Annotated in this window: 15 protein-coding genes; 5 read left to right on the top strand and 10 right to left on the bottom strand. The window is 40.0% G+C overall.

What is annotated here, in order from left to right; all coding sequences use genetic code 11:
* Positions 1-151: 151 nt before the first annotated feature.
* Positions 152-1,597, bottom strand: coding sequence for a cardiolipin synthase (gene cls / locus AB986_RS00850; protein ID WP_048309001.1), 1,446 nt, complete (start codon positions 1,595-1,597; stop codon positions 152-154).
* A 211-nt stretch (positions 1,598-1,808) separates the two neighbouring features.
* Here cls and AB986_RS22525 point away from each other — a divergent pair, with 211 nt between their 5' ends.
* On the top strand, positions 1,809-1,952 hold the full coding sequence (locus AB986_RS22525) for a hypothetical protein (protein ID WP_169749935.1): 144 nt from the start codon (positions 1,809-1,811) through the stop codon (positions 1,950-1,952).
* Between the two features lie 202 nt (positions 1,953-2,154).
* Positions 2,155-2,790 carry an FMN-dependent NADH-azoreductase gene (locus AB986_RS00845; RefSeq protein WP_048309000.1) on the top strand — a complete coding sequence of 212 codons (636 nt, stop codon included), beginning with the start codon at positions 2,155-2,157 and terminating at the stop codon, positions 2,788-2,790.
* Positions 2,791-2,847: 57 nt separating this feature from the next.
* Here AB986_RS00845 and copZ read toward each other — a convergent pair whose 3' ends face one another.
* The 3 genes from copZ to AB986_RS00830 all read right to left on the bottom strand — a co-directional run bounded on the left by copZ (position 2,848) and on the right by AB986_RS00830 (position 5,227).
* Positions 2,848-3,054 (bottom strand): copper chaperone CopZ, encoded by a 207-nt coding sequence (gene copZ / locus AB986_RS00840; RefSeq protein WP_048308999.1) that lies wholly within the window; start codon positions 3,052-3,054, stop codon positions 2,848-2,850.
* A gap of 93 nt (positions 3,055-3,147) precedes the next feature.
* Positions 3,148-3,543, bottom strand: coding sequence for a DoxX family protein (locus AB986_RS00835; RefSeq protein ID WP_048308998.1), 396 nt, complete (start codon positions 3,541-3,543; stop codon positions 3,148-3,150).
* A 67-nt stretch (positions 3,544-3,610) separates the two neighbouring features.
* The gene (locus AB986_RS00830; RefSeq protein WP_048308997.1) at positions 3,611-5,227 is read right to left on the bottom strand and encodes a M20/M25/M40 family metallo-hydrolase; all 1,617 of its coding nucleotides are present in this window, start codon (positions 5,225-5,227) and stop codon (positions 3,611-3,613) included.
* Positions 5,228-5,380: 153 nt separating this feature from the next.
* Between AB986_RS00830 and AB986_RS00825 the strand changes: the two genes are divergently transcribed.
* Both AB986_RS00825 and namA read left to right on the top strand, forming a co-directional pair.
* Positions 5,381-6,166, top strand: coding sequence for a glycerophosphodiester phosphodiesterase (locus AB986_RS00825; RefSeq protein WP_048308996.1), 786 nt, complete (start codon positions 5,381-5,383; stop codon positions 6,164-6,166).
* Between the two features lie 76 nt (positions 6,167-6,242).
* Complete coding sequence (namA, locus tag AB986_RS00820) at positions 6,243-7,262, top strand: NADPH dehydrogenase NamA (RefSeq protein ID WP_048308995.1); 1,020 nt, start codon at positions 6,243-6,245, stop codon at positions 7,260-7,262.
* Positions 7,263-7,286: 24 nt separating this feature from the next.
* Here namA and rnz read toward each other — a convergent pair whose 3' ends face one another.
* Entirely contained in the window at positions 7,287-8,216 is a 930-nt protein-coding gene (gene rnz, locus AB986_RS00815; RefSeq protein ID WP_048308994.1) for a ribonuclease Z, read from the bottom strand.
* A gap of 91 nt (positions 8,217-8,307) precedes the next feature.
* On the opposite strand from rnz, the gene AB986_RS00810 reads away from it, so the two are divergent.
* Complete coding sequence (locus AB986_RS00810; RefSeq protein ID WP_053215989.1) at positions 8,308-8,904, top strand: CPBP family intramembrane glutamic endopeptidase; 597 nt, start codon at positions 8,308-8,310, stop codon at positions 8,902-8,904.
* Between the two features lie 33 nt (positions 8,905-8,937).
* Here AB986_RS00810 and AB986_RS00805 read toward each other — a convergent pair whose 3' ends face one another.
* The 5 genes from AB986_RS00805 to mce all read right to left on the bottom strand — a co-directional run bounded on the left by AB986_RS00805 (position 8,938) and on the right by mce (position 14,446).
* Positions 8,938-10,221, bottom strand: coding sequence for a DNA polymerase IV (locus AB986_RS00805; protein ID WP_053215988.1), 1,284 nt, complete (start codon positions 10,219-10,221; stop codon positions 8,938-8,940).
* Positions 10,222-10,290: 69 nt separating this feature from the next.
* Complete coding sequence (locus tag AB986_RS00800) at positions 10,291-10,779, bottom strand: MarR family winged helix-turn-helix transcriptional regulator (protein WP_048308991.1); 489 nt, start codon at positions 10,777-10,779, stop codon at positions 10,291-10,293.
* 138 nt (positions 10,780-10,917) lie between these two features.
* Positions 10,918-12,039 carry a M20/M25/M40 family metallo-hydrolase gene (locus AB986_RS00795; RefSeq protein ID WP_048308990.1) on the bottom strand — a complete coding sequence of 374 codons (1,122 nt, stop codon included), beginning with the start codon at positions 12,037-12,039 and terminating at the stop codon, positions 10,918-10,920.
* Positions 12,040-12,062: 23 nt separating this feature from the next.
* Positions 12,063-13,610, bottom strand: coding sequence for an acyl-CoA carboxylase subunit beta (locus tag AB986_RS00790; RefSeq protein ID WP_048308989.1), 1,548 nt, complete (start codon positions 13,608-13,610; stop codon positions 12,063-12,065).
* Positions 13,610-14,446: a methylmalonyl-CoA epimerase gene (gene mce / locus AB986_RS00785; protein WP_048308988.1), complete on the bottom strand. Its 837-nt coding sequence runs from the start codon at positions 14,444-14,446 to the stop codon at positions 13,610-13,612. The genes AB986_RS00790 and mce overlap by 1 nt, the downstream gene beginning before the upstream one ends.
* Between the last annotated feature and the right edge of the window lie 20 nt (positions 14,447-14,466).

The following is a 14,466-nucleotide window of genomic DNA, read 5'->3' as shown; positions in this document are numbered from 1 at the left end:
TTAGGACTTTTTTCCTTAAAAGTGAATAACTTCTACTTTCTTTCTCGTAATCAATTGGAAGTCTTATATAGACGATTGATGAGGAGCATAGGTTTCATAAGTAATCACGAAAAAAAGAGAGTGTAGAAACGACTACACTCTCTTTCTCAAATTATAAAATTGGTGATAGTAACCTTGAAATAGATTCTTTAAATCGAATCCACATTGATCGTTCATGGTACCCTTCTAACGTTAGTTCTGTACTTTTATCCATATCGTTAATGAAAATCTCTTCAAGTTGTTTTGAAATGTCTTCATCATAAATAAAAGCATTAACCTCAAAGTTAAGTCGAAAGCTACGTACATCGATATTAGCTGTCCCAACTGATGAAATCTCACCATCAACAGCAATTGTTTTTGCATGAATAAAGCCATTCTGGTAGATATACATTTTAGCTCCAGCTTTCAAGAGTTCCCCCACATAAGAGTAAGTTGCCCAGTAAACGAATGGATGGTCTGGTTTATTAGGGATCATTAACCTCACGTCTACTCCACTAAGTGCTGCGATTCGCAAAGCGTCTAACAAACTTGCATCTGGGATAAAATAAGGTGTCTGAATAAAGACTGTATGGTTTGCTGAAGAGATCAGTTTAATGTAGCCATTTTTAATTTGTTCCCATTCAGAGTCAGGACCACTGCTAACAATCTGCACTCCTGCTTTTCCTTTAGGTTCCACAATCGGAAAATAACAGGCTTCATACCCTACCTTATTACGTGCAGCGTGATTCCAGTCCAGCAGGAATCTCGTTTGCATTGCAAGTGTTGCACTACCTTCTATACGGAGATGTGTGTCACGCCAGTAGCCAAACTTTGCTTTTAAACCTAGATACTCATCCCCTACATTAAATCCTCCTACATAACCAAGGTTTCCATCAATAATAACGAGTTTGCGATGATTTCGATAGTTTAAGCGCGTATTAACATATGGAATGCGTGAAGGGAAAAAAACTTCCACTTCTCCGCCCGCTTCAATTAGTTCCCGAAAGAATCCCTTCCTTGTTTTCCGAGAACCCATCTCATCATACAAAACACGAACTTTCACACCATCTCTTGCTTTTTGTGCGAGCTTCTGAACAATTTTTCTTCCAAGGTTATCTTTTTGGAAGATGTAGTATTGAAAATGAATATGATCTTTCGCACGACTTAAATCGTCGAGTAAGGCATCGAACTTCTCTTCTCCATCTGTAAAGATTTGAATCGAATTGTCCTGCGTCAAAACAGCATCATCATTTACGAGATGCATGTAAATGAGTTCCTTGTGCCTCGCAATTTCTTCATGTCTAAAGGGATAGATTCCACTTTTGATTTCACTGACCTGCTCTTCAATCAGATCTTCAATCCCTACCTTCTTTATATTATCCCAGTCAAATAATCTTCTTCTACTTAGGTTTTGTCCAAATAGTAAATACATGATAAAGCCAAGAAACGGAATAAAAAACAAAACCATAAGCCAAGCCCATGTAGCTCCGGCATCTTTTCGTTCGAGAAAAATAACGATGACTGCAAATACAAGATTTAATACAAATAAGATTCCTAGTAAAATCGATGAAATTTCCATTATGACAGCTCCTTTAACCAACATTGGACGAATGAATAGCTGTCCACTTATTCCAACTCACTTCAGTTTACCTTATTTCTTACATGATATTAAGCATATTCATTAACGAATGATAAACCCTCTATAGTAATCATTCATAATGACAAAAAACAATTTCATTAGAGACTAATAAAAGGTAAAATATAGATAATCAAAGTAAGGAGGAATATAAATGAAAACTAAACCACTCCATTACGATGGAAGTAAGATTTATTCTGCTCCTTCAAATGAGCTACAAAAAGAACCCTTTAAAATGACGGATGAAATTAGAAAATGTATTAGCTGCAATCCTTATCAATTACCAAATGAAAAATGACAGAAAAAAGATTTGCCAATGCGGCAAGTCTTTTTCTTTTATCCACCCTATTGAGTTATCTATGACGCTTTAAAAAAGAGCAAATAAAATGTGTGAAGCATATTAGTTGAATCATTTCGTAATCTGTTATATTATTTATCTTGAATTAAGATATTTTTAATTCGAGATAATTGAACTCAACTTGAAAGGAATGTTTATCGAAATGGCAAAAGTTCTATATATTACAGCACATCCACATGATGATACACAATCTTATAGTATGGCAGTAGGTAAATCGTTTATTGATACTTACAAGGACGTTAATGAGAATGATGAAGTCGTTCATCTTGATCTATACCGTGAAAACATCCCACAAATCGATGCTGATGTTTTCAGCGGATGGAGTAAACTGCAATCTGGAAAAGGATTTGAAGAGTTGTCTGCAAGTGAGAAAGAGAAAGTTCAGCGCCTTAACGAGTTAAGTGACGAATTCATCAATGCAGATAAATATGTTTTTGTAACACCTCTTTGGAACTTCTCATTTCCACCAGTTATGAAGGCTTATCTAGATTCTGTTTCAGTAGCTGGAAAATCCTTTAAATATACGGAGAACGGTCCTGTTGGACTTCTCACCGATAAAAAGGCGATTCACATTCAAGCACGTGGTGGCGTTTATTCTGAAGGACCAGCTGCCGATATGGAAATGGGACATCGCTACTTCTCAGTAATGATGCAATTCTATGGCGTACCGGAGTTCGAGGGTCTGTTTGTAGAAGGGCATAATGCGATGCCAGAGAAAGCAGAACAAATTAAGCAGGATGCAATTGCACGTGCAAAAGATGCGGCTCACACTTTCTAAATGACTTTTTAATAGAATTAACAAAACCAGCTGAGTGTTCAGCTGGTTTTTGTGTTGTTATCCAACGTCGTACCCTTGCTCTTCCACGGCTTCTTTCAACTTTGAAGTAGGAACCTTGTTAGCATCAAACGTAACATCTGCATGTCCCTCATCTAAATGTACTTCTACCGCCGATACCCCATCAAGTTCTAATAAAGCAGTACGAACCGCTGACTTGCAATGTTCACAGGTCATTCCTTTAATAGCAATTGTTGCTTGCTCCATACCACCTACTCCTTCCTCTTATCATCTATATCTACTATTCCCTAAAATGGGCAGTTGTTAACAACGTTCTTTATTTAAGAAAAAACAGCATGACTATTTTGTCATACTGTCTTTCGGTTTCGCGGCCCAGTAGACCCACCAGATTAATAATGGTTGGAATAGCAGTCTAACCCACAAAAGTGTTTGATTCGCTTCCTCCTGGCCTGGTGCCGGAATTCCAGCTATTGCTGCATAAATATTAGCTGGGAAAATAACAATTAAATAAACTACTGTCCAAAACCTTGCCTGCTTTCTTGTACTTGGCCATAACAGGAGAACTGCAAGAATGATTTCAAGCAAGCCAGTTACGTAAACGAGTTCCAATCGAAATGGAATCCATAGAGGTAACATTGCCGCAAACCCTTCTCCTTCAGCAAAGTGAGCAATACCTGCAAATACAAAAAAGAAAGCAAATAACACAAGTGCTATCATACGTAATGCTTTAATCATAAAGGGCTCCTTTTTTTCTGCCCTATTCATAATACCAAACTTCTTCTACATGCATAAAATAGAAAGCTCAACGGAGGAGTTTCCTAATCGTATAAGGTAACATGTCATGAAGCGTTTCAAATGAGTAAGTTACCTCCAAACGCTCTGTCCACTTGTGAGCATCCTTTCCTTTGGGACCAAGATTCATAACAGGAATCTTGAGTTGTTCTAAGGCATCAAGTGGGAGTTCATACGATTGACCATACAATGGCATGTTATCCATTAAGGGCTGAATTGTTTCTTTCGTCCGTTCAAGTCCAACGAAACTTAAATCAGATAGCCCAGGAAAATAATGCTGTGGCTTAAGCGTGACTTGATGTTTCTCTTTACTGTAAGAAACAATCTCTTTTATCGTCTCTTGTATAAACGGATCATGACGCGATGAAACGGCAGGATAGAAAGGAGGATTATAAAAAAGAATAATCATCGGCCCATCCTCTTTACAAAGAGCTGCAAGATCAAATACCATTCTCGTCGAAAGGTCACGATCACCGAGGTCTTTAAAGTTAGCTGTAATATAATCTTGGCGACGTTTAATTTCTGCTTCTCCGAACAATTCCACCGCTCGTTCATGAAGCTGCTCATACGTTAGTACCATCACATGAAAAGGTTTTGGCACGTATGTTTGAAGCTTAGAAAATTCAGTAGCTCTTTCAATATAGCGATCTTCTATCCGATTCGCTGCTATACGTACAGCTTTGAGCAATTTATCAGTAATGTCTTGAATACTACTTTCCATGCCAAGAACATTAAATAAAGTGACACCAACATGTGGAATTTGAACGGAATATTCTTCTTTCAAATCTTTTTGCATTAAATTTGTCGGCGGAGGTGTTACTTCTCCATCTATCACTTCACAGAAGTCCGCATTAAGTTCAAGCTCACGCGTCACTTCTGCTGCCATATAATTCGCATTTAACCCTGAGAAAGGTTCACCCACATGCGTTTCTTGACCATAACAGAAAAATCCTGGAAGAAGCTTTCCAATCGAACCAGTGTACACATATAAATTTTGGTCTCCTGGATAATTGGTGAAAACAGGTTCTGAGTTTAAACACGCTGTATAGTGAAGACCGTATTCATTTGCAAGCTCTACAAGAACCGGTACAGCTTCAATCATGCCAAGAGAGTTCACTTCCTCATCAGGCACGGTCAACAGGAGGACATTCCCATCGAAAGCACCCATACTTGCTTTTTCGAGGATGCTCATTTGTAACGCAAGCCCAGCCTTCATGTCCATCACTCCTCGACCAAACAACCACTCACCTGCTTTTAGATCTTCCTGAACATCTTCTGGCATTTTATCAAGATTTTTATATATTTCTTCTGTTAGATCGTACGGACTAAAAGCCAAATTTTTCAACTGACCGAAATCTTCAACATCAACAACATCAAAATGGCTAATTAAAATAACTGTCTTTTTAGAATCGCCATTCTTTACAAGACCAGTAACAAAAGACCGTCCATCACTAGTAGGATGCAGTGCGAGCTGGTCAGGATTCTCCTTGAAATATGACAAATCCTGAAGTTGCAGATGAATATACTCCGCAAGAGCAACTTCAGGATAAGTACCAGTCACACTGTGATGTTCAACCAACCTCGTTAGCAAATACATTAACGTCTCTTTTGTTTGCCATTTCCCCATATCCTAAGCCCCCTCTTATGTCTCTACTTTTTGCAAATAACACTTCTTTTTGGTAGGTTTAATGGGAATAGACGGAGTTTTATGAACTTTTGATCCGTTTATCATATTTTATACATACAAATCCCGAAAAGACCAGAAGAAATGGGGTAAATCATGACAATCATTTTTGCTCATAGAGGAGCCAGTAGACAACGTCCTGAAAACACAATGAGTGCCTTTAAACGCGCTGTAGAAATTGGTGCAGAAGGAATTGAAATCGATGTTCAGCTTTCAAAAGACGGCGTACCTGTCGTAATCCATGATCGAACATTAAAGCGTACGACATCTGGGAAAGGGACTGTTACTCAAACAAGTTTTGAGGATTTAAGCAAGCTTGATGCTGGAAGCTGGTTTTCTTCAAACTTCAAGAATGAATGCATCCCTTCCCTTGAAGAAGTACTCATATGGGCGAACCAATACCCAGATCTATGGCTAAATATTGAATTGAAATATTACAGCGAATACGATGATCAGCTTGCCAAAACAACTATTCCACTAATTAAACAGCTACGTTCTGAGAAGAATACAATTATCTCATCTTTTGAACACCAGCGTCTTCTTGATGTTCATAAACTTTGGTCTAAGCTTGAAACTGCGCCGCTTTACAAAGGGAATTTAAACGAACCTTGCAAATATGCAAAGAAACTAAAAGCGAAAGCCCTTCATCCACAATATAAGCTTGTAACGGAGTCACAGATTAAATCCATACACTCACATGGGGTTAAGATCCGTCCATACACAGTTAATGAGGAAAAGTGGATCAGAAAATTTCTTGATTGGGAAGTGGATGGCCTTATGACAGATGTTCCTGATCTAGCTCTCAATATCATGCACAACAAGCAGATAGCACAGCAAAAACAACCATGGTGGAAAAATTTATGGAGCATTGTAACACGATAAAGCATGATTTGCGACTTCTATTCTTGCACATGCTATACTTTTAGGGTCACGAAAGAAGGAACAAAGGAGAGATACGATGTCATCAGCATTATTTACACCCTACACGATCAAAAACGTCACTTTTCCTAACAGAATTGTTATGAGTCCAATGTGTATGTACTCATGTGAAGCAGAAGACGGAAAAGCGACAAACTTTCATTATACGCACTACACGTCAAGAGCTGTTGGCGGTACTGGTCTTATTATTACCGAAGCTGCAGCAGTCACTCAACAAGGGCGAATCTCTCCACAGGATCTCGGTATCTGGAGTGATCAGCATATTGAAGGGTTAAAGAAAATTGTTCAGCTTTCTCAAGAGCAAGGAGCGAAAGTTGGGATTCAACTCGCACATGCTGGTCGAAAAGCAGTTCTAGATGGACCGATCCTTGCCCCTTCAGCTATCCCGTTCAGTGAAGATAGGAAAACCCCAGAAGAGATGACAACTGACCAAATAAATGAAACGATACACGCATTCAAGGAAGGTGCACGAAGAGCAGATGAGGCTGGGTTTGATGTGATCGAATTGCACGGTGCTCACGGTTACTTAATGAATGAATTTCTATCTCCGTTAACAAATAAGCGAACGGATGAATACGGAGGTTCCAAAGAAAATCGCTATCGCTTTCTAAGAGAAGTCATTAATGAAGTGAAAGAAGTGTGGAACGGACCGCTGTTCGTGAGAATTTCTGCGGATGAATATAATGAAGAAGGAAATACAATGGATGACTTCATCTATTTTGCAAATGAAATGAAAGAACAAGGCATCGATCTTGTCGACTGTAGTACAGGTGGCGTAGTTCCGGCTACAATTGACGCTTATCCTGGCTATCAAGTTACACATGCCGAAAGAATAAAGAAAGAAGCGAATATCCCTACTGGTGCTGTTGGGTTAATCACACACCCACTTCAAGCAGAAGAAATTATTCACAACGATCGAGCAGATTTAGTTCTACTTGCAAGAGAACTCCTTAGAGACCCCTACTGGGCTCGTACCGCAGCCTCAGAACTAGGTGCAGAACTTAAGGCACCAAAGCAATATGAACGAGGTTGGAATTAATAAACTTCTTACAAAAAAGCTGGCTCATATCGAGCCAGTTTTTTTTAATGGGATTTGAAATGTCATTTGATCAAAAGCAATATCTGTATTTGGATAGACAGCTCTTGCTTCATTAAGTAACTGACGCTCATCTTCATCCTGATACCGGGAGCTAATATGATTTACGATCAGCCATGACACTTCTGCTCTATTTGCAACACGCGCTGCTTCTACTGTAGTTGAATGATAATAATCATGTGCAAGCGTTTGTTTATCTTGAGAAAATGTTGCTTCATGTACGAGTAGATCTGCACCTTTCGCCAAATCAACCGCTCTATTTGAATAACGAGTGTCACCACAAATGACAACACAACGACCTTTAATCGCTGGACCGATAACATCAGTTGGACGTATGATGTGACCGTCAAGTTCAATCGACTCGCCATCTTTTAGCTTCTTATAGATTGGACCTGGCTTCACTCCTAGCTGCATCAGTTTATCAGCATGTAACGTACCAGGTTTTTCATCTTCTTCAACACGGTAGCCGTAACTCTCAATCCCGTGCTCCAGAAGTCCGGTTCGAATTGTAAACCCCTTTTCATTTAATTCAATGCCATCTTCTATTTCTTCTATCCGTAATGGATACCTAAGATGAGTGTTACTTACACGTAATGCGGTTTCAAGAAAAGACTTAATTCCTTTAGGACCATAAATAACAAGCTCTGATTGTCCACCTTGAAAAGAACGACTTCCAAGAAGTCCTGGTAATCCAAAAATATGATCACCATGTAAGTGTGTAATAAAAATTTTGGTTATTTTGCTAAGTGTAATCGATGCTGAGAGAATTTGATGTTGTGTTGCTTCACCACAATCAAATAACCAGGTGTCACCTGAATCAAGCCTGAGAGCTGCAGAACTTACATTGCGTTTTGTTGAGGGAATACCTGCACCAGTTCCAAGAAATGTGATTTCCATTACCATTCCACCTTTTGAAATCAGTTAGTCGCAAACCTTACGTACTTAGGCTAAACTATATGTATGAATTCTTTCTGAGGAGCTGAAACTCGTGTCACCGATTCGCAAATTATTAGGAACGATCGTGCTTGCTCACGTTCTTCTCTTTCTATCATTCTTCCTTTTCAAAGACTTATTCTGGCCTCTCTTCACGGCATCACTCCTAGTGCTTGCTATCTTCTCGATCCGTAATGCCAGATGGAGAAAACCTTCTTCACTACAAATCTTTTATGGACTAGGAAGTGGTATTCTTCTATACCTGATCTTTTATCTAGGGAAACTAGTTATGCTATCTCTTTTTCCTGAGTCGATCACACAACTAGAAGAGTTGTATCGTCTCGTTTCGCCTAAACAAAATTGGCATTATGTTAGCCTCATCCTTGTCATCATCCCAGGTGAGGAATTGTTCTGGAGAGGAGCTGTCCAAGATCAGGTAGAGAAATTGTCCTTACGCTATTCGGTATTTGTAGCAGCGCTTCTCTATATGAGCGCACATATTTATGCCGGGGCTCTCCTATTGCTTGTAGCAGCTGTGCTAGCAGGAACGGTATGGGGTTATTTGTATAAACGAACATCAAATATGATCGTACCTATCCTTTCCCACCTAGTTTTTGATTTACTTCTGCTTGTTTTCTTCCCACTTCTTTGATGTGTGAAAGATACAATGCATTATCACTTTTCGTTATTCTTTCTTCTTTTTGTAATTCCAAAGAAAATCACGGTCAAGACTCGTCCCGCGTCGCTTCTCGTCTCTCAATGTATGACTTCCATCTTTACCAAGCTGGTTACCTTTAAGAAGAGAACTTTCTCCATATTTAGCTCGAATTGAACCAATTGTATTTTGCAAGTCAGCCCGTTTGGTATCAGCTTCGAACGAAAATAAATCTAACTGCACTGTCGCTTCGTTACGATCTATGAGACTTTGCCCTGTGATACCTAGCAAACGAATCGGCTGTCCAGACCAGTTCTTCTCGAATAAATGTTGCGCTGCTTCTAGAATATCTCCGGATTGAGAAATGGGGTTTTGTAATTTTCTGCTTCGAGTGACAGTCGTACGATCATTGTATCGAATCGTTAACTGGATATTAAAGCTCAGCACATTCTTTTTGGCCATTCGCTTCGCAACAGAATCAGCGAGATTTGTTAATGCCGTATTAATCCGATGATGGTCAACAAGATCCTCAGGAAAGGTGGTTGAATTCCCCACGCTTTTAAAATCGTCGATAGCGTCAGGGTCTACAGGTCGATTATCATTTCCATTGGCTCGATCATGGAGTCGCTTCCCATTAATTCCAAGCTTCATTTCCAATTGAACAGGATTCGCATGAGCGAGATCGTGGATTGTTGTGATTTTAAGCTCTTGTAGTTTCTCTTTTGTTTTCTTTCCTACTCCGTGCATTTCCCCTACATCAAGCGGCCAGAGTAATTTGTCTATCTCACGTTTCCGCAAAATAGTTATACCTAACGGCTTTTTCATATCTGAAGCCATTTTGGCAAGGAATTTATTAGGAGCAATTCCAATACTACAGGGAATGCCAATCTCATCATGTATCCGCTTCTGTATCTCTTCAGCGATCACAACCGGGCTTTTGTCACCACAGTCATCCGTCAAATCCAAATATCCTTCATCAATTGAGACTGGTTGAACAAGAGGGGTATATGATTCTAGCAGTTCGAAGATTTGAAGAGAAGTTTGGCGATACAGGGGAAAGTTAGGTGGCATAACGAGTAGCTCTGGACAGTGTTTTTTCGCTTGCCATACAGGCATAGTGGTTTTCACGCCTTTTTTTCTTGCTTCATAACTGCTAGTTACAACAATGCCGCGTCTTTCTTCTACATTCCCAGCAATTGCAAGTGGTTTACCCCTTAGATCAGGGTTATGTGCTGCTTCAACTGAAGCGTAAAAACTATTCATATCAACGTGAAAGATAATTCTTCCACGTCCTTGAGTCCCTTGCTTCTCCATTATGACCACCTCCTTAACCGCATCAATCGACATATTTCGAGTTAAATCAAGCTAAACCGGTGGTGCCTGTCACCGCATGGGGAGCTTTTGCTTTTCCACCCAATTTACGAATTCACTACCGTGAAAATGTTTATTAAAGTTTAGTTGAAATTGATACATCAGTTTCAAAAACTCTGCATTTTCTTCGGACTTTTGTCTATATTCATCCAAATAACTCATGACAGAATAGGAATATTGAGTACTATCATCTACTTTTTCTAGTCCTTCATCAGTAAGACTTACATAAGAAACGCGTCGATCGTTTGCTTTTTTTTCAAGCTTTACAAATGATTTGTTCTTGAGACGCTTCAGTACTTGCATCACTGTGGAGACATCCCATAAGCCAATTTCAGAAATTCTAGTAATCGTTACTTCATTTTCTAAATAAACAATCCACATCACATGTTGCTCTGCCTGGGTTAGTCCAATTTCTCTTGCATTTTTCTGCCATTCATTTTCGAGTACCTTATATGTACCACGCATATAATTCATCAGTTTATGAGTTTGAATAGAGTCCATATAAACACCGCTTCCACTTCGTTAATTGTAAATATACCAATCTATTTTAACATAATATAGGAAACTCGCCACAGCCAGCTCATATACAAAAAGGAACAATGTCCAAAATGCGACAATGTTCCCATGATCATTTATGCGTTATGCATTTGCAACTTCTTGAATAATGGATACAACGGCTTCAGATACCTTTATTAATTCTTTCACTGGCATACGCTCATTCTTCGTGTGAATTTCTTCATACCCAACAGCGAGATTAACGGTAGGAATGCCGTGTCCAGCGATGACGTTTGCATCGCTTCCTCCGCCACTAGTAAGAAGTTCTGGAGGACGTCCAATCTTCTCCATCGCTTTCTTTGCAACTTCAACAACATAATCCCCATCGCTGAATTTAAAGCCTGGATACATCACTTGAATATCAAGATCGACTGATCCACCCATGTCTTTAGCTGTTGTTTCAAAAGCATTCTTCATCTTCTCTACTTGTGCTTCCATCTTTTCTGGAACAAGTGAGCGCGCTTCAGCAAGAACCTCAACGTAATCGCATACGATATTCGTTTGGGAACCACCTTCAAATCGTCCAATATTAGCAGTTGTTTCGTCATCTAGACGACCAAGAGGCATTTTGGCAATTGATTTAGCAGCCATTGTAATAGCTGAAACGCCTTTCTCAGGTGCAACACCTGCGTGCGCAGTTTTACCATAAATCGTAGCTTTAATTTTGGCTTGAGTTGGAGCAGCTGTAATGATTTTGCCCACTTCGCCATCACTATCTAGAGCGTAACCGAACTTAGCAATAAGCTTCTCTGGGTTAAGCACCTTTGCGCCTTGCAATCCTGATTCTTCACCAACTGTAATAATAAATTGAATCGTACCATGCTCTATGTTCTGTTCCTTCAAAACACGAATGGCTTCAAACATCGCCGCTAAGCCAGTTTTATCATCTGCACCTAAAATCGTCGTGCCGTCCGTTACAACATATCCGTCCTTAATCGATGGTTTCACGCCATTACCTGGCACGACTGTATCCATGTGGGATGTGAAGTAGATTGGATCTGCATTTTCCACAGTCCCTTTAAGTGTACAAATTAAATTACCAGCTTCGTGCTCCGTTTTACTAGCCGCATCGTCTTCTTCTACTTCCACACCAAGTGCTGTGAATTTCTCTTTAAGAATACCTGCGATTTTCTTTTCGTGTTTGGTTTCGGAATCAATTTGGACAAGTTCTAAAAACTCATCAACAAGTCTTTGTTCATTAATCATGGTGTTGCCTCCTAGAATTCTGTTTAAAGTGGTATATTGCCGTGCTTCTTCTTTGGACGCTCTTCCTTCTTGTTTCTCATTAATTCAAGAGCTTGCATCAATTTAATTCTTGTTTCACGAGGATCAATGACATCATCAACCATGCCACGTGAAGCTGCTATGTAAGGGTTGGCGAATTTCTCACGATACTCTTCAATTTTGTCGGCTCGTGTTTGTTCAGGATAATCACTTTCGTTAATTTCTCTTGCAAAAATAACGTTCGCTGCACCTTCAGGCCCCATAACGGCTATTTCCGCATTTGGCCACGCATAAACAAGGTCGGCTCCAATTGATTTAGAGTTTAACGCTACGTAAGCCCCACCATATGCTTTTCTTAGTATAACCGTAATCTTAGGAACTGTTGCTTCTGAATAGGAATAGAGAATTTTCGCTCCATGACGAATAATTCCACCGTGCTCCTGCTTAATACCTGGGAAGAAACCTGTAACGTCCTCAAATGTAATAAGAGGAATATTAAATGAATCACAGAAGCGAATAAATCGGGAAAGCTTGTCCGACGAATCAATGTCTAATCCACCCGCCATTACTTTTGGCTGATTGCAAATCATCCCAACTGTTTCCCCTTTAATCCTGGCAAAACCTATCACGATATTCTTTGCGAAATGTTCCTGTACTTCAAGGAAAGAATCCTTATCAACGACAGATTCAATAACGTTCCTAACGTCATACGGTCTTGTTGAGTCAAATGGCACAATATCAGCTAGATCTGGACAAAAATCATCGCGTTCAGATGTTTCTTTCATTGGGCTTTTCTCTTCATTATTAAGAGGAAGATAGTCCACGAGATCACGAACGCTTGCGAGTACTTCTTCTTCCGTTTTGCCTGTAAAATGGGCGTTTCCACTTTTTGATCTATGCACTTTCGCTCCGCCAAGATCTTCTGCAGTAATTTTCTCACGTGTTACAGTTTCAATTACTTTAGGACCAGTAATAAACATCTGGCTCGTGTCTTCTACCATGAAAACAAAATCTGTAATGGCAGGCGAATACACCGCTCCACCAGCACATGGTCCCATTATCACTGAAATTTGTGGTATAACTCCAGAATAGATTGAATTACGATAGAAGATGTGACCATACCCGTCCAATGATAACACACCTTCTTGAATTCTAGCACCTCCGGAGTCGTTCAAACCAATGATTGGCGCCCCATTCCTTGCTGCAAGATCCATTATATGTGCAACCTTCTTGGCGTGCATTTCTCCAAGTGCACCACCAAAAACGGTGAAGTCTTGTGCAAACAGGTAAATCGGTCGTCCATTTACTTTCCCGTATCCAGTAACAACGCCTTCACCTGGAGCACTATTGTCTGCCATTCCAAAGTCTTGTGAGCGGTGCTCAATAAAGGAGTTTAATTCCACGAAAGAGCCTGGATCTACAAGTAAATCGATGCGCTCTCTTGCTGTTAACTTCCCTTTATCGTGCTGTTTATTAATTCGTTCATCGCCACCACCAAGCTCTACCTTACGACGACGATCATACAATTCATTAATTTTATCGTACATGTCCATTACTCTTCCTCCTTCGTATCCTTCTCACAAAGCTCGTAAAGCACTCCTCCTGCTGACTTAGGATGCAAAAAGGCAATATTAGCTCCGCCTGCTCCTTTTACAGGTGTCTCATGAATCAACCTCACGCCATTTGCTGAAAGCTCTCGTAGCCTCTCTTCAATTCGATCATCCGCAAGGGCAATATGATGAATCCCTTCTCCTCTTTTTTTAATAAAGGAGGCAATTGGGCTTTCTTCACTCATCGGTTCTAATAGTTCAATTCTGGACTCGCCAATTTTCATAAATGCTACTTTTACTCCTTCTGAAGGTACTTCTTCAATTGCTTCAAGCTTCAGATGAAGTTGGTTCACATAGAATGGCAAGGCTTCTTCAAGCGATGACACTGCTATACCAATGTGATCGATTTTTTTCGGAGGTTCTTTCTCCGTCTTCTGTATACCGTCGCGTTCAAAAACCGCTTTCTCGATGAAGATTGCCGTGTCTTTTGTAGGTGTTCCTGGCGTAAACACTTTTTGAATGCCTTTCGATTCAAGGAACGGAATGTCTTCCCACGGTATTACCCCACCACCGACTACAATAATATCCCCCGCTTGCCGTTGATCTAGCAACGAAACGATTTCAGGGAATAATTCATTGTGCGCACCTGACAAACAAGAAAGCCCAATGGCATCGACATCTTCCTGTATAGCTGCTGCTACGATTTGTTGTGGTGTTTGTCTCAGTCCTGTATAAATGACTTCCATTCCATAGTCACGCAACGCTTGAGCCACTACGAGTGCCCCTCTGTCATGACCATCAAGTCCAGGCTTTGCAATCAATACTCGAATTTTCTTCATGTCTCTTCACTCCCTGTTTC

Source organism: Guptibacillus hwajinpoensis (assembly GCF_001039475.1).
Classification (GTDB): Bacteria; Bacillota; Bacilli; order Bacillales; family Guptibacillaceae; genus Guptibacillus; species Guptibacillus hwajinpoensis.
Note: the sequence above shows the minus strand (reverse complement) of the source record. Positions and strands in the feature narration are given on the sequence as shown.